The sequence below is a fragment of the Streptomyces sp. NPDC017520 genome, assembly GCF_044329855.1.
GTDB lineage: Bacteria > Actinomycetota > Actinomycetes > Streptomycetales > Streptomycetaceae > Streptomyces.
Genome location: NZ_JBIRKB010000004.1, coordinates 317,737 through 343,732 on the forward strand (window position 1 = coordinate 317,737; position 25,996 = coordinate 343,732).

12 protein-coding genes and 2 pseudogenes are annotated in these 25,996 nt (G+C 70.5%); 10 read left to right on the top strand and 4 right to left on the bottom strand.

Annotated elements, in window-relative coordinates; all coding sequences use genetic code 11:
* Window positions 1–6: 6 nt before the first annotated feature.
* Genes pgsB through ACH4KB_RS12120 form a run of 3 tightly spaced genes read left to right on the top strand, consistent with a single transcriptional unit; the run spans window position 7 to window position 3,210 of the window.
* The gene (gene pgsB, locus ACH4KB_RS12110) at window positions 7–1,626 is read left to right on the top strand and encodes a poly-gamma-glutamate synthase PgsB (protein ID WP_398065859.1); all 1,620 of its coding nucleotides are present in this window, start codon (window positions 7–9) and stop codon (window positions 1,624–1,626) included.
* Window positions 1,623–2,105 carry a poly-gamma-glutamate biosynthesis protein PgsC/CapC gene (locus ACH4KB_RS12115; protein WP_398065860.1) on the top strand — a complete coding sequence of 161 codons (483 nt, stop codon included), beginning with the start codon at window positions 1,623–1,625 and terminating at the stop codon, window positions 2,103–2,105. Before pgsB ends, ACH4KB_RS12115 begins: the two co-directional genes overlap by 4 nt.
* A 31-nt stretch (window positions 2,106–2,136) precedes the next feature.
* Window positions 2,137–3,210 (top strand): C40 family peptidase, encoded by a 1,074-nt coding sequence (locus ACH4KB_RS12120; protein WP_398065861.1) that lies wholly within the window; start codon window positions 2,137–2,139, stop codon window positions 3,208–3,210.
* A 137-nt stretch (window positions 3,211–3,347) separates the two neighbouring features.
* Here ACH4KB_RS12120 and ACH4KB_RS12125 read toward each other — a convergent pair whose 3' ends face one another.
* Both ACH4KB_RS12125 and ACH4KB_RS12130 read right to left on the bottom strand, forming a co-directional pair.
* Window positions 3,348–6,011 (bottom strand): FG-GAP-like repeat-containing protein, encoded by a 2,664-nt coding sequence (locus tag ACH4KB_RS12125; protein ID WP_398065862.1) that lies wholly within the window; start codon window positions 6,009–6,011, stop codon window positions 3,348–3,350.
* Window positions 6,012–6,393: 382 nt separating this feature from the next.
* Window positions 6,394–7,707: a hypothetical protein gene (locus ACH4KB_RS12130; RefSeq protein ID WP_398065863.1), complete on the bottom strand. Its 1,314-nt coding sequence runs from the start codon at window positions 7,705–7,707 to the stop codon at window positions 6,394–6,396.
* A 506-nt stretch (window positions 7,708–8,213) separates the two neighbouring features.
* On the opposite strand from ACH4KB_RS12130, the pseudogene ACH4KB_RS12135 reads away from it, so the two are divergent.
* The 6 genes and pseudogenes from ACH4KB_RS12135 to ACH4KB_RS12160 all read left to right on the top strand — a co-directional run.
* Window positions 8,214–8,426 (top strand): annotated as a pseudogene (locus tag ACH4KB_RS12135) (ABC transporter permease); the annotation flags it as partial.
* Between the two features lie 150 nt (window positions 8,427–8,576).
* A complete protein-coding gene (locus ACH4KB_RS12140) occupies window positions 8,577–15,002 on the top strand; it encodes a protein kinase (RefSeq protein ID WP_398065864.1) in 6,426 nt (2,141 codons plus the stop codon).
* Between the two features lie 44 nt (window positions 15,003–15,046).
* Window positions 15,047–18,031: a DEAD/DEAH box helicase gene (locus ACH4KB_RS12145; protein WP_398065865.1), complete on the top strand. Its 2,985-nt coding sequence runs from the start codon at window positions 15,047–15,049 to the stop codon at window positions 18,029–18,031.
* The gene (locus tag ACH4KB_RS12150; protein WP_398065866.1) at window positions 18,031–22,146 is read left to right on the top strand and encodes an Eco57I restriction-modification methylase domain-containing protein; all 4,116 of its coding nucleotides are present in this window, start codon (window positions 18,031–18,033) and stop codon (window positions 22,144–22,146) included. Before ACH4KB_RS12145 ends, ACH4KB_RS12150 begins: the two co-directional genes overlap by 1 nt.
* 25 nt (window positions 22,147–22,171) lie before the next feature.
* Window positions 22,172–22,672, top strand: coding sequence for a hypothetical protein (locus ACH4KB_RS12155; RefSeq protein ID WP_398065867.1), 501 nt, complete (start codon window positions 22,172–22,174; stop codon window positions 22,670–22,672).
* A gap of 43 nt (window positions 22,673–22,715) precedes the next feature.
* On the top strand, window positions 22,716–24,362 hold the full coding sequence (locus ACH4KB_RS12160; protein ID WP_398065868.1) for a hypothetical protein: 1,647 nt from the start codon (window positions 22,716–22,718) through the stop codon (window positions 24,360–24,362).
* A gap of 54 nt (window positions 24,363–24,416) precedes the next feature.
* Here ACH4KB_RS12160 and ACH4KB_RS12165 read toward each other — a convergent pair whose 3' ends face one another.
* On the bottom strand, window positions 24,417–24,608 hold the full coding sequence (locus ACH4KB_RS12165; protein ID WP_398065869.1) for a DUF397 domain-containing protein: 192 nt from the start codon (window positions 24,606–24,608) through the stop codon (window positions 24,417–24,419).
* A pseudogene (locus tag ACH4KB_RS12170) lies at window positions 24,605–25,436 on the bottom strand (helix-turn-helix domain-containing protein). The gene ACH4KB_RS12165 and the pseudogene ACH4KB_RS12170 overlap by 4 nt, the downstream one beginning before the upstream one ends.
* 156 nt (window positions 25,437–25,592) lie before the next feature.
* Here ACH4KB_RS12170 and ACH4KB_RS12175 point away from each other — a divergent pair.
* Window positions 25,593–25,937, top strand: a complete 345-nt coding sequence (locus ACH4KB_RS12175; protein WP_398065870.1) for an ATP-binding protein — start codon at window positions 25,593–25,595, stop codon at window positions 25,935–25,937.
* The last annotated feature ends 59 nt before the right edge of the window (window positions 25,938–25,996 follow it).

The window sequence follows — 25,996 nt, forward strand, 5'->3', positions numbered from 1 at the left end:
CCAAGCGTGCTCTACCTCTACTTCGTCCTGTCCATAGGCAGTCTGTTCCTGCTCGTCGCGGGCATCGTGGAACAGCGTCGGCACTACGCCGCGCTGCACACCATCCCCTCGCGGGTGCTCGTCAACGGCATCCGCGGCAAGTCCTCCATCACCCGGCTCTGTGCGGGCGCGCTGCGGGGCGGTGACCTGATCACCGTCGCCAAGACGACCGGGACGGCGGCCCGCTTCATCCACCCCGACGCCACCGAGGAGCCGGTCTACCGCAAGTTCGGCATCGCCAACGTGGTGGAGCAGATCGGCATCGTCCGCCGGGCCGCCACCTACCGGCCCGACGCGCTCGTCATCGAGTGCATGGCCGTGATGCCGGCGCTCCAGGAGGTCAACCAGAGCAAGCTGATCCGCTCCACCATCGGCGTACTGTGCAATGTCCGCGAAGACCACCTTGCCGAGATGGGCCCCACCCTCGACGACGTGGCCCGCTCGCTGTGCCGCTCGATGCCCCACGACGGCATCTGCGTCACCGCCGAGAAGGAGCGCTTCGACATCCTCCAGGAGGAGGCGGACGCCCGGAACTGCCAGTTGGTGTACGCCGACCCGGAGATGGTCAGCGACGATGAGCTGCGCGGCTTCAGCTGGTTCACCTTCAAGGAGAACGTGGCGATCGCCCTGGTCGTCGCCGATCTGCTCGGCGTGGAGCGCGACGTCGCCCTCCAGGGCATGTACGACGCCCCGCCGGACCCGGGCGTGCTCTCCGTGGAGCGCTACGTGGCCCCCGACGGCAACCGGCTCGCGTTCGCCAACGTCTTCGCGGCCAACGACCCCGAGTCGACGCTGATGAACATCAACCAGCTCCTCGACCTCGGTGCCATCCGCCGCCCTCTGAACGTGGTGATCAACTGCCGCCCCGACCGCGTGGAGCGCAACGGGCAGATGGGCGAGATCATCCCCGACCTCCAGCCCGAGCACGTCTTCGTCATCGGCACTCCCACCAAGAGCGCCATCGACGCCATCCCCGCCGAGTGGCGGGACCGGGCGGTCGACCTGGGCGGCGAGAAGCGGTCCGCCGAGGAGTTCATGCCGACTCTGCTCGGCCGCATGTCCGACGGTGCCTCTCTGGTGGCCATCGGCAACATCCACGGCCAGGGCGAGGAGCTGTTGGAGTACCTCGCCGAACTTCCCGCCGACGAGAGTGACACGGACGAGGAGACACCGGGCCCCGCCACCGCGGCGACCCCGGCACAGGCTCCCCGCCTGGACCCGTTCGCCTCGTACCCCCCGGCGTACGAGGAGCGCTACCAGGCTTCGCAGACGCAGGAGATACCTGTGGTCCGCATCCCGCCCCAGGGGTCAGGGCCGTCCTGGCAGCAGCACGAGCCGCAGGAGCGGTACGCACAGCAGGACCAGTACACACGGCAGGACCAGTACGCACAGACGGACCAGTACGCACAGCAAGAGCAGTACGCACGGCGGGACCAGTACGCACAGCAAGAGCAGTACGCACAGCAGGACCAGTACGAGCCCTCCGGGCGGAACGCCGACGCGCCGTGGCAGCAGCCGTATGAATCCGCCCAGCAGACCTGGCCGCCCTACGAAGAGCCGCACGACGACGCCCGGAGACCCCGTTGACCACCGCCGCACTGACCCCCGAGATGGCCGCCCTGGGTATCGCCATAGGGCTGTTCTTCTCGCTGGTGTGCTACCTCACCACCAACCTCTCCCCCGGCGGCATGATCACTCCCGGGTGGCTCGCGCTGACACTGATCGAGGACGTCCAGCGCGCGGCCATGGTGGTGGGTGTCACCGCTCTCACCTACGGCGGCACCAAGATCATGCAGCGGCTGATGATCCTCTACGGCAAGCGGCTGTTCGCCTCGGTGGTGCTGCTCGGCGTGCTGCTCCAGAGCACGGTGATGATCCTGCTGTCGCTGGAGTTCCCGCTGCTCTACGGCAACCAGACCCTCGGCTTCATCGTGCCCGGCCTGATCGCCTACCAGCTGGTGCGACAGCCGAAGGGCCCCACCCTGCTGGCCACCGGCACGGTCTCGCTCATGGCCTACATCGTCGTCGCCGCCGGGCTGTTGCTCGGCATCATGCCCGTTGTCTGACAAGCCGACCAGAACGACCGAGGAGTAACCGATGGCAGGGAAGAAAAAGTCGCGGCCCGTCGTCTCGGGTCTGGTGGTGCTGGTGCTGGTCGCGACCTCCGGCTACCTCACCTTGGAACTGCGCAAGCAGGAGGCGCCCGGGGTGACGGAGGTCCGCAACGTGGGCGTCCTGGACGGCGGCGAGAGCTCCGCCGCCGCGGACGAGAGCGAGGCCAAGTGGTCCCGACTGGAGAACCCGGCGCGGTCGGTGCTGCGCGGCGCCGACGGCCAGATCAAGGCGGTGTTCACCGACGGGGCGCGCCTGGCCACACTCACCGGCCCGGCCCGCACCTTCGCCGAACCGGCCTCGACCTCGTCCAAGGTCTCCACCACGGACTGGGTGCGGCTGATGCCCGAGTCCTGGGAGAAGGGCGCCGAGAAGGAGAAGTGGTTCACCGAGTGGTACGCCGAGTACGGGGACAGCAAGGAGGACGACCTCTTCGCCACCTCCTTCCAGTACGTGACCGGCGCCCCACAGAAGAAGGACGAACAGGGCCTCGCCTACGCCGGTGACGCCAACTTCGGACCGCTGAACACCAGCGGCGCGGAGGGCGGCGACCTGCGCCTGGAGCAGTCCGACTTCTACGACTACCTCGGCACGCCCTACCCCTTCCGGGACGGCCGGACGGGTACCCCTGAGCCCATGCGCGCCAAGTCCCTGGACTGCTCGGGCTTCATACGGATGGTGCTCGGCTACCGCACCCGCTACCCGCTGATGTCCTCGGACACCTCGGGCGACGGACTGCCGCGCACCGCCAACGGCATGGCCCGCTCCGACGAGGGCGTCGATGTGCTCCCGCTGACCGGGGTGACGCCCGACGACCGGCCGTCCGCCATCGACCAGCTCCAGCCCGGCGACCTCGTCTTCTTCAAGCTGGACGCCCGCACCAAGGACCGGCTCGACCACGTCGGCATAGTCCTCGGCTACGACACCGAGGGGCACCTGATCTTCGTCTCCAGCCGCGAGGAGGTCAACGGCCCGACCATCGGCAACGTCGGCGGGGTCTCCCGGCTCGACGGCAACGGTTACTACGCCAAGACGCTGCGCAGCGCCAAGCGGCTGTGACCGTGCTGCGGGCCGGCGTCCCCCGGGCCCGCAGCACGTGTGGTCGGCAGAGAAGAGCCGGGGCCCTCCTTCATGGGAGGGCCCCGGCTGCCTGCGTGAGGCGTGCGCGCGTGGCGCTCGCTAACGGCTGGAGTCCTCTACGGGTGGAGCACCTTGCCGATGCGCGCGGCCGCCGGAGTGCCCAGTTCGGTGAGGCCGTAGAAAACGCCCGAGGTGGTGACGATGCCCGATGTGCTGCTGTTGTCGAGCTGGAGGACGGTGCCGTTGCCGGAGTCCTCGCCCTCGGCGCCGATCGCCACGTCCGCCCGGCTGTACCCGGACAGGTCGGTCAGCGAGACCGCCGAGCCGAAGCGGTCGTCCTTCTCGGACGTGCCCGGCACACCCTTGGTGTCCTGCGAGTGGATGACGGCGCCCGTGCCGGTAGGTCCGGTGGAGGTGGAGCGCAGCAGCAGCGTCGAGCCGGCGTTGACATACGAGACGTCGCTGCGGGTCACGTTCTCGCCGGGCAGGCCGGCCAGGATGTCGGCGTACCCGTCGAGGTCGACGTCACCGATGGAGACGGACGCACCCATGTCGTCGCCGCTCTCGCCGAGGCCGGGAACGTTGGTTGTGTCCTGGTGCACGGTCTTGGTCCCCGTGGAGGTGAGCCCCGTCGACGAACCGAAGACCGCGGTGACGGCACCGCCCACGGCGGTGTGACCCGACTCGGCGGCGGACGGCTGTCCGACGGCGAGGTCGGTGTAGCCGTCGCCGTTGAGGTCGCCCGAGGCCAGCGAACGGCCGCCGGGCGCAGTCAGCATGCCGACCCGCTGCAGACCGGTCGGTGAGCCCTTCAGCCACACCAGGCGGCCCTTGCCCTCCGTGTCACGGAACGAGACCGCCACGTCGGCGTAACCGTCACCGTTGAAGTCGCCGCTCGACGCCGAGGAGTAGGAGACGCGGCCCGTGTACGACGTGGCCGTGTTCAGATAGTCCCTCGTACCGACGCCGGTCGCGGAGTCCCAGGCGTACCAGCGGCCCGGCGCGCCCGGTGCGACGGAGAAGATGTCCGCCTTGCCGTCGGCGTTGAAGTCGCCGGACGCGACGGTCGTGCCGAGCCCCTCGTCCGCGGTCCGGGTGTCCGAGTTGGTCCAGTACAGCTTGCCCGTGGTGAGCGCGGGGCCGTACAGCGCGGTGACGGAACCGGTGTTGGCCTGCCCGGTCACCCCGTTCTCACCGGGGGCGCCGACGATCAGGTCGGCGAAACCGTCACCGTTCAGGTCGCCGTACGCCGTGGAGGAACCGAACCGGTCGTCGCTCTCGGAGGTACCCGGCACACCCGTGCTGCTCTGGTCAAGCGTGCGGCGCGCCGCGGCGACGGGGCCGTCCGTGCCGCCGGGCAGGATGTGGACGCTGCCGTCGCTGCTCGCGGCCTTCGGCGTACCGATGACGAGGTCGGTGATGCCGTCACGGTTGAAGTCGGCCGTCGGGATCGCGGAGTTGCGGCCCGCGCCGGACGCGAACTTACGGATCGCCGGCAGCTTGCTGTAGAGGTTCACGCCGGGGCAGAGAGTGGCGAAGCCGTCGCGGTGACCCGAGATGGTGTTCAGCGTGGCCTTCTCGCCGGCCTCGTACTTGCCGGTGTCGGCTGCCGCGGTCAGCGTCACCGTGCCGCTGGGGCTGACACCGTACTGGCCGAGCTTCCAGGCGGCGACGCGCGCGGCCGAGTCCAGGGCGGCCCGGCTGGGCTTGCCCGTCTCGAAGTTGCCGAGCAGCGCGACGCTCGTGGAGTAGGAGTTGAAGCCGTAGGTGTGCGCGCCGAGGACGGGCAGGTCGGCGCCGCCCTCACGGCCCTCGAAGATCTGGCCGCACTTGTCGACGAGGAAGTTGTAGCCGATGTCCTTCCAGCCCTCGTAACCCGGGCGGGGCGTCACGTGGTACGCGTAGAGCGCGCGGACCATCGCCGGGGACTCGGAGCAGCTGTAGTTGTTCGAGTCGACCGTGTGGTGAACGAAGACAGCCTGGATCCTGTCGATGTACTCCGGGTCGCTGTAGTTCGTGGCCAGCGACTTGTCCGGGCCCCAACTGGTACGCAGCGTCATGGGCGGCCGCGTCACCGTGGAAGGTGGCGCGGTCGGGGTGGTGGTCGGAGTGACCGTATCCGTCGGCGTGGCGCTCGTGCTCGCCGTCTGCGTGGCCGCGTCCGTGGGCGTCGGGGACGCGGTTTCCGTCTCCGTGGCGGCTGCGGCCGGCGCAGGCGCCGCTGTCTCTTCGAGGGCGTACGCCGCCGGCTGCGCGTCCGCGCCCCGCGCCTTGGCCTCCTTGGCCGTGACACCCGGGTCCACCAGGGTCAGTTCCAGCCCCTTGGGCAGACCGGCGCTCGACGTACCGTCCGCGCTCAGTACGCGTCCCTGAACGGCGTCGGACGGCCCGACCCACAGCGGCTCCGACATGCCGGGCAGATCGGCCTTGGCGTCCCGCTTCTCGGCGAGGTGCTGGTCGAGGTGCACCTCCAGCCAGTCGCCCCACTCGCCGGTCTCGCGGTTGCGCGTACGCACCTCCGCCGTGCCTTCGATTTCCGCGTCCGGGTTCGCCCAGGTGACACCGACAAGTGAGAACGGCTCGGTGCTGGTGCGCGGCACATCGCGCTTCTCACTGCCCGTCCCCTTGAAGTCGAGCGAGTGCACCTCGGCCCTGCGTGGCTTCAGCCCGTCCCCCACCGGGTCCGTGCCGGGACTGGCCACAGCGGTTGTGACGACCCCCGCACCACCGAGCACGACGGCCCCGACGACCCCGACGGTCAGCCAGGCGCGGCGTTTCATGCTCAGCGGTCTGTAGGCATGCGACTTTCGTGAACTCAAATCCCTTACCCCTTATTGGAGTTCTGTTTCGGCTCACCCCCGAAAAGAGGCGTGCCCCTATACCCAGCGCCCCACTCTCCTGAAACGTCACACTGGAGGCCGGGCGGACGGTCAACCGATGGCGCTGCGCGGCCGGCCGGCCGGTGCGACCCCGCCCGTGATCCGGTCCATGGTCGAACGCGGTGAGGAGAACGAACACCCGTCGGCCGTCGACGTGACGCCCGTCGAGCCCTCCGGGGGTGTCAGTCGTATGCCGCTCGGTAGCGGCTCAGATGCCGGAGTCGTCGACCGCCGGTGCGCAGTGCACCATGCCCTGCGCGCATTGCCGAACACACCGATACGTCTACGCCGGCGACGCGGGAAACACGACCACCGAGCCGTCCTTGTCGCGGGCGATAGCAATCGCCACGTCTGTCGTACGACGATTGACGGTGACGCCACGGCCCAGCTGGTGAATCCGGTGCGTCGCGCTCATGAGGCGATCCACTTCACCGGTCGTGAAGACGGGCGCCCGCAAGCCGCTCGGGCGTGCCAGCTCCAGTGCCGACAGGCGCACCAGGACACCGGCGATGCTCGACTCCAAATCATCGAGGCGCTGCTGATCACGCCTGAGTTCGCGGGTGAAGTTCTCGAACGGATTGCCGTCGTTGCTCTGTGCGTGCTCTACGGCCTGGAGGACAACCACCCGCCGCTTCAGCGCGATGGCCAGGAAAGCGAGTTCGATGTGGGTGCGGAACGTGCCGCCATGGTCATCGACTCCGGGGAACGCCTTGGTCAGCGTGCCGAGTTCGACGGCCTCGCCCTCGCGCAGTCCGTCGAGCGCGCCTTGCCACCGGGTAGAGCGGCCGTCGGCCTTGCTCAGCGCCGTGTCGATGGCATGCACCGCCGAGTCGAGCCCCAGGGAAACACCGAGCTTGCCCTGGTCGAGCAGGATGGCCGTGGCTTTGTCGATGGCGCCACGACAGCCGTCGAGTGTGCTGCGCTCGTCGTCGAGCTTCTCCTCGTGAAGTCGCTCAAGCAGTTCCGTGATGTGTTCGACGGCCTGTTGGCGCCTGCGATCGGCGTGCGCGCTCACTCCCACCGCCACGGCCATGAGTACGAGCGGAGCGGCCACGGTGAGCGCCGTGCCGCCGGCGGCCGCGGCACCGGCGGTCGCACCGGCTCCGCCGACCGTGCCCGCCGCTGCCGCGCCTCCGACCGGCACGAACGTCGCTTTGGAGGCGATCCTGCCCGTCGAATCCACGAGCTCACCGTAGATGCCGCCGACCGCCCCCCTCGGCACCATCGAGCAAACGGTGCCCTGCCCGAACTGGGCGGCGACCTTCGCCGGGACCACCATGCGATACAGATTCTCGCCGGAAGCGGTCGCTCTGGCCGCCGTCAGGGAACTCCGCGTCGATTGCGTGATGAACTGCGACAGGTGCTGCGCCAGGGGACTCGCGGCGTCGAGCGGGATGCCACGGCCTCGGGCGATCTTGTCGGGCAGCGGGTGTACCTCAAGGGTGACGATCGGCTCGTCGGCCAGAGCGGCCAGCGCTCCGCGCAGTTCAGCCAGGCGTTCAGCGGTCATCGACTCGCCCGCGGTCAATCCCGGCACTCGGACGTCAGCGGTCGCCAGCGTCCACACCGGCACGGTCGTCTTGCGGTCGTCAGTCATCGTCTCCCCCTTGTTCCCGACAGCAGCCTACGTCTGACATCGAACGCGACGGTCCCGACCCGCGAATCCGCCCATCCGTCCCCCTCCGGACGCCGGACCAACCGGCTCTCCTGCCGGCCCCGCAACAGCCGCTGCCGGGCGCGGGTGATCATGACCTGGTACGCCCCATGCGCAGGGTCGCGGCCGTGGGCGAGGCCGACGCGTTCCAGGAGCCGCATCAAGTCGGCTCGGGCGCCTGGTGGAGCGAGACAGCAGCAGGGCGGGCCGGCCGGTGAGGGCGAGGCGAACGGCGCGGTCCGCGGTGAGCAGCTCCTTGGCAGGCCCTCGCGCTCTCCGGTCTCCTTCCCGACAGGTGAGTCGAGGTGGTACGCGTCCTGGGCCCGGATGTGCTGGAGTCCGCCCACACGTGTCCGGCAGTTGCTGAACGCCGGACTGTTTCGCCGAGGGTGGCCGGGCCCCGTCCCTGGCCGGCGGATCACCGCGTCGCCGGCCAGGGGCGGGGCCCGGCCTACCTGCTGATCCTGCTCTTCGCCTTCGCGATGTCCTGGGTGGGAGCGGCGATCGGGCTGCTGGCCCGCAGTGTCGAGGTCGCGCAGAGCGCGGGGCTGATCTGGCTCTTCCCGGTCACGTTCGTCTCCTCGGCCTTCGTCTCCACGCACACCATGCCCGGCCCGCTGCGGACGATCGCGGAGTGGAACCCCCTGCCCTTGACCTCTTCGTGAGCCTCGCCCGGACGAGGTGCACGGCAACCCTAGAGCCCGTTGACGATGTCAACACGATCGTGTCATGCTGGCGATCAGGTCAAGGTATACGCTCCCCGGGGGTATGTCTGCCTCGTGTGCGACAGGTGAAGAAAAGGGGGAGGCGCGGTGAGCCTGGAGAGGGTCGACGCACGGTTCCGGATCACGGGAATCGTCGGGCGCGGGAACATGGGCGAGGTCCACAGGGCCGAGGACCTCCGGGCGGCGCCCGACTCCCCGCACCGGGAGGTCGCGGTCAAGACGGTGTTGCGCGGCCGGACCGGGATCGCCGTCAACGCCTCGGAATCCTCCGGGGAGTTCGACCGCTTCCGCCGCGAAGTGCGGATCATGCGCATGCTCTCCCAGGGCCACCCGAACCTCACCCTGCTCATCGACGGGGGCATCGACGGGGACATCGACGGCACCCCGGGCGGCAGCGGCCTGCCGTATCTCGCCATGGAACTGCTGGACGGCCACCCGCTCGCCGACCTCATCGACGAGGAACCCCAGCTCCCCGTCTCCTGGGTCGCCGCCATCGGCGCGCAGATCGCCGCCGGGCTCACCGCCGCGCACACGGCCGGGGTCGTCCACCGTGATCTGAAACCCGCCAACGTCATGCTGACCGGGGACGGCACCGTCAAGATCCTCGACTTCGGCATGGGCACGATCGTCGACGACCCCGACCAGACGCGGCTGACGAGCACGGGCGTCAGCGTCGGCACAGCTCGTTACATGGCACCCGAGCAGTTCCGGGCCGAGCGCGTCTCCGGTCTCGCCGATCTGTACGCCCTTGGCTGCATCCTGTACGAACTGCTGGTCGGGCAGCCGCCGTTCTCCGCCAGGACCCCGTACGAACTCTCCGAACAGCACCAGCACGCCCAGCCGCCCCTCCTGACGCTGGTACGTCCGGACCTCCCCGCCGAGCTGGTCCGCCTGGTGGACCGTCTGCTGGAGAAGAAGGCCGAGCTGCGGCCCGAGAACGCGGCCCTGCTCCGTGACGTACTGGTACCGCTCGCGCTGGCGCCGGACGACACGGCGGCCCTGCTGGCGCCGCACTGGGTGGTGATGGACCCGGTGGCGCGGCTGCGGGCCCTGCTCCCGGAGCGCGTCCCGGCCGCACCGGTGCCCGTGCCGCGCAGGGAGCCGCGGCTGCCCGAGACCATGGACGTCTTCGGCATCCATGCCGACCTGATCAGCGAGTACGAGGACTTCACCAAAAGCGCGACGGTCTTCCGGGACGCCCGGATCGAGGCGTTCGTCAAGGACGACCTGGCGGCGAAGTCGCAGTGGCCCGACCCGTGGCTCTCGCTGAACCCCTTCTTCGCCGACGGGGGCAAGGTCACCGACCTCGTCCAGGAAGGTCTGCTGCACCCGAAGTGTGCGGAGATCTTCCAGGCGGGCAAGAAGGAGAGTTCGCGACGCCCGGACGGGCGGCCGCTGACCTTCCACCTCCACCAGCGGCAGGCGATCGAGGCCGCCGGGGCGGGCGACTCCTACGTGCTGACCACCGGTACGGGTTCCGGCAAGTCCCTGGCGTACATCGTCCCGATCGTGAACCACGTCCTGAAGGAGCGTCAGGCGGCGAGCCTGCGCGCGGGAGGGGACAGCACGGGAGGGGCCGGCTCGGGGGGCCGGGTCCGTGCGATCGTCGTCTACCCGATGAACGCCCTGGCCAACTCGCAGCTGATGGAGCTGGAGAAGTACCTGCGCCACGGGTTCGGCGCGGGGCGGGAGCCGGTCACCTTCGCCCGTTACACCGGCCAGGAGTCCGAGGAGCGGCGCAAGGAGCTGCGCAGGAACCCGCCGGACATCCTGCTGACGAACTACGTGATGCTGGAGCTCATGCTGACCCGGCCGGACGACCGGTCGAGCCTGATCCGTCAGGCCGAGGGCCTGCAGTTCCTCGTCTTCGACGAGCTGCACACCTATCGGGGCCGGCAGGGCGCGGACGTGGCGTTCCTGATCCGCCGGGTCCGTGAGGCCTGTGGCGCCTCGGACTCCCTCCAGTGCGTCGGCACGTCGGCGACCATGTCCACCGAGGGTTCCTGGGAGGAGCAGCAGCGCGAGGTGGCCGCGGTCGCCGGCCGGCTGTTCGGTACGCGGGTGCTGCCGAAGCGTGTCATCGGCGAGACCCTCGTCCGGGCGACCGACGAGGCGCCGGTGACCGTGTCCGCCGAGCGCCTGCGGGTTCCGGCGGCGCCCCGTTCCTACGAGGCGCTCACGAAGGACCCGCTGGCGCGTTGGGTGGAGTCGCGGTTCGGCCTGGAGCGTGAGGAGGACACGGGGCGGCTGCGCCGCTGTCCCCCGGGCACGGTCGAGGACGCGGCGGCCGAGCTGGCTTCACATTCCGGGGTGGCCGAGGAGCGCGCCCGCGAGGCGATCCGCACCACCTTGGAGGCGGGTTCGCAGGCGAAGCACCCGGTGACGGAGCGGCCGTTGTTCGCCTTCCGCCTGCACCAGTTCCTCTCCAAGGGCGACACCGTCTACACGACGCTGGAGGATCCGCTCAGCCGGCCCCTCACCCGCACCTACCAGCTGGAGCAGCCGAACAGCGACGGCAAGCCGCTGTTCCCGCTGGCGTTCTGCCGTGAGTGCGGCCAGGAGTATCTGACCGTCTGGCGCACCGAGGAGAACGGTTCGTTCCGTTACGAGCCCCGCCGGGACACGTCCGCCTCGGGCGGCCGGGCCGGCGAGGGCTATCTGTATCTCGGTGTGCCGGGCGAGGACTACGAGTGGCCGGCGGATCCGCAGACGGCCGTGGACGACCGGCGGCTGCCGGAGTCGTGGCTGGAGTCGGACGCCCAGGGCGTGACCGTCGTCAGGAAGTCCTACCGTCCCCGGGTTCCCCGGCATGTCGTCGTGGACGGCTTCGGGAACGAGTCGGGCGAGGGACTGGCGGCTGCGTTCGTCCCCGCACCGTTCCTGTTCTGCGTGCACTGCCAGGTCTCCTACGAGCAGACCCGCGGGCGGGACTTCGCCAAGCTGGCCACGCTGGACCAGGAGGGCCGGTCCTCGGCGACTTCCCTGATCTCCGCGTCGATCGTGAAGTCTTTGCGGGCGGTGCCCGAGGACAGTCTCGGCAAGGAGGCCCGCAAGCTGCTCACCTTCGTCGACAACCGTCAGGACGCCTCGCTCCAGGCGGGCCACTTCAACGACTTCGCCCAGGTGACGCAGTTGCGCGGCGCCCTTTACCAGGCCGCGCTGCGGGCCGGTGAGGAGGGGCTGCACCACGACGACCTCGCCGAGGCGGTGACCGAGGTCATGGGGCTGTCGACGCGCGATTACACCGGGGGCGCCTCGCTGGCTCCCTCCATGGAGCGGCGCGCGACGAAGGCCTTCCGCGATGTCGTCGGGTACCGGCTCTACCGGGACCTGGAGCGCGGGTGGCGCATCACCATGCCGAACCTGGAGCAGACGGGCCTGCTGCGGATCGACTACGAGGACCTGCGCTGGATCGCCGCCGCACCGGACCGCTGGGACGCCACTCATGCCGTGCTGCGCGACGCGGACCCGGCGCTGCGCGAGGAGATCGCCCGGACCCTGCTCGACTTCATGCGGCGTGCGCTCGCCATCGACGTGCAGTACTTCCGCGACGACTTCGACACGCTTCAGCGTGCCAGCGAGGAGCGGCTGACCGGGCCGTGGGTGCTGAGCGAGAACGACCGGCCGGACGTGGGTACCGCCTACCCGTACGGTTCGAGGCCCGGCATGGAACGCTCCGCGCTGTTCGTGTCGGCCCGGGGCAAGTTCGGGAAGTACCTGCGGCGGAACATGCCCGAGCTGCGCGGTCTTCCGCAGGACGACGTCCAGACCGTCATCGAGGACCTGCTGAAGGTGCTGCTCGCGGCGGAACTCGTACGCGAGGTGGACGGGGCCCCCGAGCGCTCCGGCCCCGCGTTCCGTCGCCGGGCGGCCCAGAAGCGTACCGGCTACCGGGTGTCGGCGGCCGCCCTGGTCTGGCGGGCCGGGAGCGGCGAGCGGGGCGCGGTCGACCCGCTGGCCCGCACGTACAACAGCGGTGAGGGTCCCCGCGTCAACCCGTTCTTCCGCGACCTGTACCGGACGGCGTCGGCCGAGCTGGCCGGCCTGTTCGCCCGGGAGCACACCGCGCAGGTCACTCCGGAGGACCGGCTGGAGCGCGAAGGCCAGTTCCGCACGGCGGAGCTGCCCCTGCTGTACTGCTCGCCGACGATGGAGCTGGGTGTCGACATCTCGTCGCTCAACGCCGTGATGATGCGCAATGTGCCGCCGACCCCGGCGAACTACGCGCAGCGTTCGGGGCGGGCGGGCCGCTCCGGTCAGCCGGCGCTGGTGACCACGTACTGCGCCACGGGCAACAGCCACGACCAGTACTACTTCCGCCGGTCCCAGGACATGGTGGCCGGACAGGTCGCCCCGCCGCGCCTGGACCTCGCCAACGAGGACCTCGTCCGCTCCCACCTTCAGGGCATCTGGCTGGCGGAGACGGGGATGAAGCTGGGTGTCGCGGTCCCGGACGTCGTCGACGTGGCCTACGACCCGGACGGCAGCGACCGTCCTGATCCGGACATGCCCCTGCCGCTGCACTCCCACATCCGCGACCGCTCGCTCGACGAGGGCGCCCGCCGTCGCGCGGTCGTGGCCGCCCGGGCGGTCCTCGAACCGCTGAGGACGGAGTTCGCCGCCACCACCTGGTGGTACGACGAGTGGATCGAGGACCGGATCGAGCGGGCCCCGCAGCGTTTCGACGCGTCCTTCGAGCGGTGGCGGGACCTGTTCCGCGCGGCCGTCGTCGACCAGTACGAGCAGAACAAGCGCGTCGTCGACCACACGCTGTCGCAGGGGCAGCAGGTCCAGGCCCGTACCCGGCGCCGCGAGGCGGAGACTCAGACGAACCTGCTGCTGAACCGCTCCTCCGACAGCAAGTCGGTGATGAGCGACTTCAACCCGTACCGCTATCTGGCGTCCGAGGGGTTCCTGCCCGGCTACAGCTTCCCCCGGCTGCCCCTGGCCGCGTACATCCCCCGTTCCGGCAACCGCCGCAACGCCGACGGCGACTACCTGCAGCGTCCCCGGTTCCTCGCGATCCGGGAGTTCGGCCCCGGCGCGCTCATCTACCACGAGGGCGCCCGCTACCAGGTCACCCGTGTGCAGCTGCCGCCGGACGCCTCGGGTGATCTGGCGACGGCGGAGGCGCGGCGCTGTGACGGCTGCGGGTACCACCACGGCGTCAGGGCCGGCGTGGACCGGTGCACGATGTGCTTCGAGGAGCTGCGGAACAAGCGCACCGGTCTGCTCCATCTGCACACCGTGTACACCACTCCGCGCGAGCGGATCTCCTCCGACGAGGAGGAGCGCCGCCGGGCCGGTTTCCGTCTGGAGACCTCGTACGCGTTCCAGGACCACGGAGCCCGCAAGGGCCGCCTCACCTCGCGGGTCACCGACGCCGACGGTCTGCCCGTCCTCGCCGTGGACTACGGCGATTCGGCGACCGTGCGCATCACCAACCTCGGCCGGGTCCGTGACAAGGAGGGCGAGCCGGACGGCTACTGGCTCGACCTCGGCGACGGCCGCTGGCTCAACGACCGGGCCGCGGCGGACGCCATCGAGGGCACCGGCATGCCGTCGCCCGTAGGCGGCATGCCGGTGGTCGACGACGACGGCAACGAGAAGCGCCGTAAGAAGCGGGTCCTGCCGTACGTGGAGGACCGCCGCAACATCCTCGTGGTCACACTCGACGAGCCGGAGCCCGAGCCGGTGGCGCTGTCGTTCCTGTACGCGCTGGAGCGGGGGATCGAGGCGGCGTTCGAGCTGGAGGACTCCGAGCTGACCGCCGAGCTGCTGCCCCCGGACGACGGCCCCCGGCGTCGCATCCTGTTCACGGAGGCCGCCGAAGGGGGCGCCGGTGTGCTGCGGCGCATCCAGCAGGACAGGCGGGCGCTCGCCAAGGCCGCCCGGACCGCCCTGGAGATCTGCCACTTCGACGCGGAGACCGGCACGGACGAGGGCGAGCTGGTCGGCGGCGAGGGGTGTGCCCGCGGCTGCTACGCCTGCCTGCTGACGTACGCCAACCAGACGCACCACCGCAAGCTGAGCCGGCACGCCGCGCGGCCGCTGCTCCAGCGGCTGGCCGGCGCCCTCACGGAGCGGGAGGACCGCGGCGAGTCCCGCAGCGAACAGTTCCGCAGGCTGGCCCCCGCCGCCGCGCAAAACCCCACCGGTGACGCGGCGGAGGAGCCGCCTGTGCCCTCTCCCACCCCGCTGGAGGCGGATCTCGGGGCCCTCGTCGCGAGCGGCGACCTGCTCGGCTGGCTCCGGGCGAAGGGCTACCGGCTGCCGGACGAGGTCAGGAGCCTCGTCCCGGAGGCGGGCGCCTGCCCCGATCTCGTCTTCCGGCTGGACGGCGCCAACCTCGCGGTGTTCGTCGACGGCCCCGGCCGGCCGGCCGACTCGACGCGGGACATCGAGGCGGGCTACCGCCTGGAGGACGCCGGCTGGGACGTCGTGCGCTTCCCGACGGACGCCGACTGGGACGCCATCACCCAGCACAACGCCGCCTACTTCCACCTGCGTTGACCGCCCGCCTCCACCCTCTTCCACTAACAGGAACTGAGACGATCATGAGCCTCACGTACACAGCCGGCTCCCTGGTGGCCGCCCGTGGCCGGGAATGGGTGGTGCTGCCCGAGAGCGCCGCCGACATGCTGGTGCTGCGCCCCCTGGGCGGGAGCGAGGACGACATCGCGGCCGTCTTCCCGGCCTTCGAGGAGGTGCGCCCGGCGGAGTTCGCGGCGCCGAGCCCGTCCGACGTGGGCGACCAGAGGTCCGCCGGTCTGCTGCGGACGGCGCTGCGCATCGGGTTCCGTTCCGGCGCGGGCCCGTTCCGCTCGCTGGCCTCGATCGCCGTGGAGCCGAGGGCCTACCAGCTGGTCCCGTTGCTGATGGCGCTGCGGCAGCGGACCGTACGGCTGCTGATCTCGGACGACGTCGGCATCGGCAAGACGATCGAGGCCGGGCTGATCGCCAAGGAACTGCTCGCGCAGGGCGAGGCGACCCGGCTGACGGTGCTGTGCTCCCCCTCGCTGGCCGAGCAGTGGCAGTCCGAGCTGCGGGAGAAGTTCGGCATCGAGGCCGAACTGGTCCTGGCCTCCACGGTGTCCCGCCTGGAGCGGGGCCTGGATCTCGGCCAGTCCCTGTTCGACAAGCACCCGTACACGATCATCTCGACGGACTTCATCAAGTCGACCCGGCACCGCGAGGACTTCGTACGCCACTGTCCCGACCTGGTGATCGTCGACGAGGCCCACTCCTGTGTGACCGCCGACGACGCCGGGCAGGGGGCGGCGTCCGGTACGAACCAGCTCCGGCACGAACTGCTGCGCAGGGTCTCCGCGGACGCGAACCGGCATCTGCTGCTGCTGACCGCCACCCCGCACTCGGGCAAGGAGTCGGCGTTCCGCAACCTGCTCGGCCTGGTGCGGCCCGAACTCGCCTCCCTGGACCTGGAGTCCCCGGCGGGCCGGGCGAGGCTCGCCGAGCATTTCGTGGCCCGTAAGCGCGCCGACGTCCGCGAGTACCTCACGAAGGAGGACGGTCTCGCCGACGACTCCCTGGTGCAGCGGACGGCCTTCCCCTCCGACCGCTGGACGAAGGACGAGCCGTACAAACTGACGCCCGCATACCGGGCGTTGCTCGACGACGCCATCGCCTACGCCCGGGACCGCGTCGCCGCCGCGGGCGAGCAGGGCAGGCGTGAGGCCCGGATCGCCTGGTGGTCGGTGATCGCCCTGCTGCGCTCGATGGTGTCCTCGCCCGCCGCCGCCGCGCAGACCCTGAGGACCCGCTCCGAGTCCGCGACCGCCCGCACCGCGCAGGAGGCGGACGCGCTGGGCTCCCCGGTGGCCGCCGACTCCGCCGACAGCGACCGGCTCGAAGGCATGGACGTGGCGCCGGGGGCCGCCGAGTCGGAGGAGGCGGGCGCCCGGCTGCTCGAACTTGCCGAGCGGGCCGCCGAGCTCGTCGGCCCGGCCGGCGACGCGAAGCTGAAGGCGCTCACCCGGCATCTGAAGGGCCTCATCGCCGACGGCTACAGCCCGATCGTCTTCTGCCGCTACATCCCCACCGCCGAGTACCTCGCCACGCAGCTGGAGGGCAAGCTCGGCCGGCGGACGAAGATCGCCGCGGTGACCGGGACGCTCTCCCCGCAGCAGCGTCTGGAGCGCATCGAGCAGCTCGCCGCCGAAGCCGCCGGGGAGGCCGGGGGCGCCGGGTCCGGCGGGGAGGCCCCCGGTCCGGCGGCCCGGCGGGTCCTGATCGCCACCGACTGCCTCTCCGAGGGGGTCAACCTCCAGCATCACTTCGACGCCGTCGTCCACTACGACCTGGCGTGGAACCCCACCCGGCACGACCAGCGCGAGGGCCGTGTCGACCGCTACGGGCAGAAGCGCGACCAGGTCCGCGTCATCACCATGTTCGGCGAGGACAACGGCATCGACGGCAAGGTCCTGGAGGTGCTGTTCATGAAGCACCGGCAGATCATGAAGGACCTCGGCATCTCCGTGTCCGTGCCCGACGAGACCGCCTCCGGCGTCACCGACGCGGTGGTGGAGTGGCTGCTGCTGCACGGGCGGCAGGGCAGCCAGGAGAGCCTGTTCGACCTGGACGGCCACCAGGAGTCGCTGGACCGTATCGAGCGCGAGTGGAACTCCGCCGCCGAGCGGGAGAAGACGTCCCGTTCCAAGTACGCCCAGCGCGCGATCCACCCCGAGGAGGTGGCGCGCGAGGTCGCCGCCGTCCGGGCCGCGCTCGGCGGCGCCGAGGAGGTCCGCGACTTCGCCGTGGAGGCGCTGCGCGACCTGGACGCGCTGGTACGCGACGCGGGAGACGGCACCGGTGACTTCACCGCCCAGGCCGGCGGGGCCCCGGCCGGTCTGCGGGACGCGCTCGCCGCGACGCTCGGCGGGCGGCTGGTCGAGGAGGACCGGCAGATCCCCTTCCGCACCACACCGGCGATCGGCCGCGGCGAGGCGGCGCTGGTCCGCACCGACCCGGCGATCGGCACCATCGCCTCGTACGTGCTCGACTCGGCGCTCGACGCGGACACCCCCGGCCCCCGGCCGGCCCGCCGCTGCGGTGTGGTCACCACGGACGCGGTCACCGTGCGCACCACGCTCCTGCTGGTCCGCTACCGCTTCCACCTGACGCTCCCGTCCCGCACCGGCGAACGGCAGCTCGTCGCCGAGGACGCCCGCCTCCTCGCCTACGAGGGGATGCCGTCGCGCGCCCGCTGGCTCGACGACGACGCGACCGCCGCCCTGCTCACGGCCCGCGCCACCGGCAACACCCACGAGCAGCTGGTCCGCAACCAGATCGCCCGGGACCTGGGCGCGCTGCCGGACCTGGCCGGGCACCTCACCGAGTACGGCACCCGTCTGGCCTCCGAGCTCGACGCCTCGCACCGCCGGGTCCGCAAGGCGAACGAGGAGATCGTCCGCGGTCTCAAGGTCGTCCCGCAGGAGCCCGCCGACGTCCTCGGCGTCTACGTCTACCTGCCGCAGCAGCCCGCCGCCGTGCCCGCTTCTACCGTCTCCGGAGCCGAAGCCTGATGTCCGCCGCCACCCGCACCGCCCTGGCCTTCACCTCGATCACCACGGTCGGCGGTCTGCTCCCCGCCGACATGCTGCTGCGCGTCGCCGAGGCACGGAACCTGCCGGGCACCCGGCCCGCCGACTACGGCCTGCCCGCCTCCGTACCCGTGCGCGACGAGGCCGAGCGGGCCTGGGAGTACCTCAAGCCGCTCTGGCGCGAGCTGCGCGCCGCGCTGCCGTCGGACCCGAAGACCGGCGTGCCCGCCGCCGACCCGACGGGCCGGGCCGGCACCGACTGGCTCGCGCAGCTCTTCCGCAAACTGGACTTCGGCGCGCTGACGGAGATCGGCGCGGCGGGCGTCGCCGCCGACTCCGAACCGGACAAGCGGTTCCGGATCTCCCACCGCCACGGCCCCGCGCTCGTCCACCAGGTCGCCTGGAACCAGGAGCTCGACAAGCGCCCGGCCCCCGGCCAGGTGCCGCCGCAGTCCCTGGTCCAGGACTGCCTCAACCGCACCGAAACCCACCTGTGGGCGATCGTCACCAACGGCCGCCACCTGCGGCTGCTCCGCGACTCCTCGTCGTTCTCCACGGCGGCCTACGTCGAGTTCGACCTGGAGGCGTTGTTCGACGGTGAGCTGTTCAGCGAGTTCGTCCTGCTGTACAGCCTGCTGCACGCCTCCCGGTTCACGGTGGCGGAGGGCACGGCGGCTTCGGGGTGCTGGCTGGAGAAGTGGCGTGCCGAGGCCGTCACCTCGGGCACCCGCGCCCTGGACCAGCTGCGCCTGGGCGTGCAGAACGCCCTGACCGTCCTCGGCACCGGCTTCCTGCGCCACCCGGACAACGCCGCGCTGCGGGAGGAGACCGACCCCAAGGCGCTGCGGGACGCCCTGCTGCGCCTCGTCTACCGGCTGCTGTTCGTGTTCGTCGCCGAGGACCGCGGTGCGCTGCTCGACGGGGAGCCCGACGACCCGCGGCGCACGGCGTACGAGCGGTACTTCTCCTCCGCCCGGCTGCGCGAGCGCGCCCGCCGCCGCCAGGGCACGGCCCACGGCGACCAGTACGAGGCGCTGCGCATCGTCCTCGACGCGCTGGGCGCCGAGGGCGGCCGTCCCGAGCTGGCGCTGCCCGGCCTCGGCGGCCTGTTCTCCCGCACCGACGCGGACAGCCCGCTGGACGGCCTGAAGCTGTCCAACGAGTCGCTGCTCGCCGCCGTCCGCCACCTCGCCCAGGTCCGCGACCCCGGCGCCCGCCGGTGGCGGCCGGTGGACTACCGCCACCTGGACGCCGAGGAACTGGGCTCGGTCTACGAGTCCCTCCTGGAGCTGGAGCCGAAGCACTCCGCCGCCGACCGCTCCTTCGAGCTGGTGGAGGTGGCGGGCAACACCCGTAAGACGACGGGCAGTTACTACACCCCGTCGTCCCTCATCGAGTGCCTGCTGGACACCACCCTCACCCCGGTCATAGACGACGCCGTCAAGCGGGGCGAACAGCGGGCCACGACGGCCGGCCGGCCGGACCCGGCCGACGACATCGTCGCCGAACTGCTGTCCCTGACGGTCTGCGACCCGGCCTGCGGCTCCGGCCACTTCCTCGTCGCCTCGGCCCGCCGCATCGCCAAGCGCGTGGCCTCGGTCCGCGAGCGTAACCCCGAGCCGACGGCCGGCGCGATGCGCCACGCCCTGCGCGAGGTCGTCTCCCGCTGCATCTACGGCGTCGACCTGAATCCGATGGCCGTGGAGCTGGCCAAGGTGTCGCTGTGGCTGGAGGCCATGGAACCGGGCCGGGCGCTCGGGTTCCTGGACGCGCACGTCAAGCGTGGCAACGGCCTGATCGGCACGACACCGAAGCTGCTCGGGGAGGGCGTCCCCGACGACGCGTTCAAGCCGATCGAGGGCGACGACCGAAAGCACGCCTCGGCGCTGGTCAAGCGCAACAAGGCCCAGCGGGGCGGCCAGGACGAGCTTCTGTTCGACACGGAGACCCTGCCGGGCAACGAGCGGTACGCGATGGAGCTGGCCCGCATCACGCTGGCCGCCTCGGACCGCCTGGAGGACGTGCGGGCGCAGGAGTCCGCGTACCGGGCGTACATGGAGTCGGCGGCGTACGTCCACGACCTCCACGCCGCCGACGCGTGGTGCGCGGCGTTCGTGTGGCCGAAGTACGCGGGCGCGCCGGAGGCCCCGACGGACCAGGTGTTCCGGGCGCTGCGGAGTCGAGACCAGTCGGCGGTGCCGGACGCGACGCACAAGGAAATCCTGGAGCTGCGGGACCGCTACTGCTTCTTCCACTGGCACCTGGAGTTCCCGGAGGTGTTCGCCGTCCCGGAGTCGGGGGCGGGCGTGCAGCCGGGGACGGGGTGGGCGGGTGGGTTCGACGCAGTGGTGGGGAATCCGCCGTGGGAGCGGGTCGAGATGGTGGAGCACGAGTTCTTCGCCCAGCGGGACCCGCGCATCGCCGGGGCCAAGAACTCCGCTGCGCGGAAACGGCTTATCGCCGAGCTGCGGGATGACCGCGACGGGGCGCGTTTGTACGCCGAATTCGAGGCTGCGAAGCGACGCGCGGAGGGGGAGAGCCACTTCCTGCGGAGCAGCGACCGCTTCCCGCTGACGGGGCGGGGGCGGATCAACACTTACGCCGTTTTCGCGGAGACGGACCGCGCGTTGACGGGACCGAGGGGACGAACGGGTGTAATCGTCCCGTCGGGGATCGCGACGGATGCGACGACACAGTTCTTCTTCAAGGACATCGTTACCAGGGGGCAGCTCGTCGCCCTCTACGACTTCGAAAACGAAGACAAGGTCTTCCCCGAGGTACACAACCAGCTCCGGTTCTGTCTGTTCATGCTGCGAGGGGCGGGCACCCTACGTGAGCCGATCCAGATGGTCTTCAAGGTGCGACAGCCTCAGCAGATCACCGATCGGAGCTACCTGCTGACGGGCGAGGACATCCTGGCCATGAACCCGAACACCGGTACCTGCCCCGTGTTCAGCAGTCAGCGAGACGCAGAAATCACCCGGGGCATCTACCGCCGCGTTCCGGTGCTTTTCAACGAGACGAAGAAGGCGGGCGGGAATCCTTGGGGCATCTCATTCACGCAAGGCTTGTTCAATATGGCGAGCGACTCGTCTCTGTTCCGCCCCGCCGCGCAGAGCAATGAGACCCTCGATGATTTGCTCAAGACGGGTTGGACCCTCATCGGCAACGTGCTCGTGCGCGGTGAGGAGCGCCTGCTCCCGCTGTACGAGGCGAAGATGCTGCACCACTACGACCATCGCTTCTCCACCTACGAGAACGCCACGGAACAGCAGCTCAACAAGGGCACCCTCCCGCGCTTCACGGCGGAGTGGCATCAGGACCCCTCCGCCGTACCTCTACCTCGCTACTGGGTGCCAGAGCATGATGTCCCGACCGGAGAGGTCGACAAAAACGACAAGCCGATCATGGAGTTCGGCGTTCGCAGTCGTCTGGCCGCCAAAGGATGGGACCGGGAATGGGTCTTCGGTTGGCGTGACGTCTGCCGAGCCAGCGACGAGCGCACGCTGATCGCGGCTGCCGCTCCGGCCCACGGCTTCGGTCACAAGTACCTGCTGGCGCTGGCCCCGCAGGCAGCACTACTCGCGGCGATCTGGTCCTCGTTCGTGGTCGACTACGTAGCTCGCCAGTCCGTCGGCGGCACCTCAATGAGCTACTTTGTCGTCCGGCAGGTGGCAATCCCTACCCCTGGGCAGGTAGCGCCCCACTCGAAGTTCATCACGGGCCGCCTACTTGAACTCACCTACACCGCAAATGACATGCATCCGTTCGCCCGCGACCTCGGCGACACCGGCGCCCCCTTCCGCTGGGACCCCGACCGCCGTGCCGTGATCCGCGCCGAGCTGGACGCCCTCTTCTTCCACCTCTACGGCATCACCCGCGACGACACCGCGTACATCCTGGACACCTTCAACGTCACCCGGGACAACGACGTGAAGGCGCACGGCGAGTACCGCACCAAGAACCTGATCCTCGCCGAATACGACCGCATGGCCGCCGCCGGTCTGACGCTGGAGAACCCGCTCACCGAGGGCGAGTCCGGAACCTACCGCTCCACCCTCACTCCGCCCCCCGGCCACGGCCCCCGCCACGCCTGATCCAGCCCGAGGAGCTGAACACTCCGTGGTACGCCTCAACCAGAGCAGCAACCCGCGCACATCCGTCGTCCTGTCGGCCGGCGCGGACTGGCGTACGCGCGCCGCCGGGCAGCGCCGGGTCAGCGGGGCCGAGTTCCCGATGCCCCGGCGGCCGGCGGCGAGGCTCAAGGCGTTGCGGCAGTGCCTCGGGGTGATTCGTACGGCGATCAACACCAAGCACTGGGCGCAGGCACGCCACGGTCTCAGCCGGGCCCGGGCTCTCGTCAACGCTCTGCCCGCCGACCTGACCGCCAAGGAGCGCGAACAGCTGTCGCTGCTCCGGAAGAGGTTCGAGGCGCGGGGCACCACGGCCGCCAAGAAGAGCGCGGCCAAGAAGAAGAAGGCCGCTCCGAAGCCCGCAGCCAAGAAGGCCGCACCCAAGAAGAAGGCCGCACCCGGGAAAGCCACGCCGCAACCGGTGCCCGACCTCGGTGACCGGCTCCTCAACCGTGCCGCACTCGGCTACGGTCCCGCCGGCGACGCCTGAGGCGTACCACCTCACGTCGCACATCTCTGGGAAAGGACCACCTATGGAACCACGCGGATACCGCATGGTGGTGTCGACCGAATCGGACTACGTGGAAACCTGCGCGATAGCCGAGCGGGAGTTAGTCGAATGGCTCAAGTCCAAGCGGTACGATCCGTCCGGGCTTGACGACGGACGGACCGAGCTCGCGGCCCACGCGACCCTCGACCGCGACTCCGAATCGGGCAGGAACGGCGCGCACAGCCGGTGGCGCATGCGCGAGACGCGCTCCGCCACCTCCGGCACCTGGCAGTCGACGCTCATCGTGCGCTCCGGGCTCCCCGAGGACGAGGGCCGCACCTGGGTGCAGGTCGACATCGAGCACCAGCCCGCCCGGGCCGACGAGTTCCCCACCCGCGCCAACACCCCGGGCATCGCCCGGTCCCTCCTCGATGCGCTCGAAGCGCGTGACGGCCAGGCCGACGTCACTACCTCGCCGGCCTTCATCGAAGCCGACGAGGTCGACGACCTGGTCGAAGAACTCTGCGACGCCAACCGCCGGTTGCCGGTCGTCATCGCCACCGTGCCGTACGGCAAGAACCCGGACGACTGGTCGCGCTCGGTCGTCGAACCGCTGTTCCGCAATCTCCACGGCCTGGCCGTGCTGTACGTCCTCACACCGGGGGCGCAGACAGCCTTCAACGCCGCGCTGGAGTACCACCCCGTGTTCGGCGGGGGCGTCCGCACCTACCTGCCGGGCCTCGATCCGGCCTGGAAGCCGGACTCCCAGCGGCATCCCGTGATGTCCCGCCGGACGATCGAGGCCGGCGTCCACCGGGCAGCCGCGATCCTCGCCGTTCTCCCGCAACGGATCTCCTCGCGCCACCTGCTGCCCCCCGCACTGCTGAGCGTTTCGCTCCAGCGGATGCGCCTTCGGCCGAGCCCGGCCGGCACGGACATCACCCAGCTCCGGAGCGAGAACACCGCGTTGGTCTCCCTCCTGGGCGAGGCGGAACAGGCGGAGGCGGTGCGCGTCAAGGAGATCAACGATCTGTACGTGGAACTCGGAAACGCGGAGCGGGGAAGCGACGAGCTGCGGGGTGAGAACGAGGAGCTGTACGACAAGTTCCAGGAGTCCCAGCGGCTCATCCGCTTCCTGCGCGAACGTCTCGAAGAGGCCGGACAGTTCGCCACGGCCTACGGCGCGGCCGACGCTCCGGCCATCACCTATCCGGAGACCTTCGCCGATCTGCTCGACCGGCTGAAGGATCTTCCCTTCATCGCGTTCACGGGCAACGCCAAGACCACCCGGGGGCTCGACAGCCAGTCGGTGGACAACTGGCTGTCCGTGGCCTGGGACGGCCTCCTGGCCCTCAACCGCTTTGCTCAGGCCTCGGCCGAGGGCCAAGCCGCCGGTGACTTCCTGAGCTGGTGCAAGTCCGAGGCGTCCGGCGACTTCCCCTTCCCCGCCGCCAAGGTGGCCATGCGGGAGTCCGACGCCGTCGCCAAGAACGGAAAACTGCGCGGCGAGCGCATGCTTCCCGTGCCCCGGGCGGTCGACCCGAACGGCAAGGTCTTCATGCAGGCCCACTTGAAGATCGGCGGGGGCAACACCGTCGCCCCGCGCCTCCACTTCTACGAGGACGGGCCCCGGTCGGGGAAGGTCTACGTCGGCTACCTGGGCCCGCACCTGCGCAACACGCTCACCTGAGGGACGGGCGGTGCGCCGCTGTAAGCGCGGGGCCAACAGCGGCACACCGGTCGGTCAGTCCCCCGCGACGAACCGCACGAAGGGTGCCCACTCCGCGCGCCCCACCTCGAAGGCCGGACGGGCCAGGTTCTTCGAGTCCCGTACCTGAACGGCCTGTTCGGCCATCGCGACCTCCACGCAGCTGTCGCCCTGGGTGCCGCTGTAGCTGGACTTGAACCAGGCGAGTCCCGTCGTGCCGCTGCTCACAGCTCTCCTCGCAAGCGCTTCAGCAGGCCCCGGGATTCCTTGGGGTTCAGAGCCTGCGAGCGCAGTGATTCACAGCGCTGACAGAGCAGGCGCACCTCCTTCAGGTCGGTGGTGGGCCGCCCGTTCTGCTGCCCTTCGGAGTAGCCGAGTCGCTGGCCCTCCGGAGTCTCCAGAAGCTGCGCCGGCCCGTCCAGGCGCGCGTGGAACTCCAGCTCCAACGGCACCACTGGGAGGATCACGTTGTGCGGCTCCGTCAGCTCAAGCACGTGGCCCGACATGCCCGCCTGCACCTGCGCCCCACCTAGCCTGCGCCGGAACACCGACTCCTCCACGATGAAGCCGAACGGTACGGTCGGCCGCTCCCGCAGCATGCTCTGCCGCGCCATCCGTGCGGCCAGCTGGGTCTCGGTCTGCCCATCCGTCAGCAGCGGGATGCCGTTGCCGAAACACCGCCCGCGCGTACCCCTCCGACTGCAACAGTCCCGGCACCAGTCGGCACTCGTACGTGGTCAGGCTCACCGCCTCCCGCTCCAGCCGGGCCCAGCGCCGGAACCAGGCGGCGAAGACGACCTCGCCGCGGCTGAGGTGGGGGCGGCCCGCCGCAGCGCGCCCGTGTTGCCGAGGGCCGACTCCGCACGCTCGACGAAGCCCTCGTCCGGCATGCGGCGGCCCAGCTCGACGGACTCCACCGTGTGCTTGGAGAACCGGACGATGTCCGCCAGCTCCGCACGGCTGATCCCGGTGTGTTCACGTAACCCGTGGACGACCGCGCCGAACGTGCGCAGACCGTCCGACGGGTGGGGTTCGCGCTCCCCTCCCCGCCGACACCGTCCGGGCCTCGGCCGCCCCGGCCGCCCCTCCTCCTCGGAGATGCTCATCCGCTGCCCCTTTCCGGCTGCTCACCGTCTCGGCGCTGCGCTCCTGGGACGCACCGCCGGATCTCACGGAGCGTGCCGAGCTGGCCGCCAACCCGGTGGTCCACGGATGCGTGCGGGGCCGCGCGACTTCCGGCTCGCGCTCGACTTCGACCTGGTGGCCGGTGCGCTCCGCACGGAGGTCACCGACGCCCGGGGCGACCGGCTCCCCTTCCTGCCCCCGGCGCCGGGCGCGGGAGGGGCGCCATCAGGCCTGCTCCCCGCCTCCGGGTACGGGCTCGCCCTCGTCGCCGCGCTCGCCGAGAGCTGGGAGACCGTTCCGTATCCGCCCAGCGGCAAGACCGTCCGGGCCCTGTTGACGCCTCCGGCGCGGAGTCACCGTCCGGACCGGCCGAACGCGTCATCTCAAGGCGACTTCACGCCAAGATCCATGACCTCGTATCAGTCGCGTTGACACCGCCAACACGCCTCCATACGGTGGCCTTCCGTACATGGGGGATCAAGGGGGCGGCA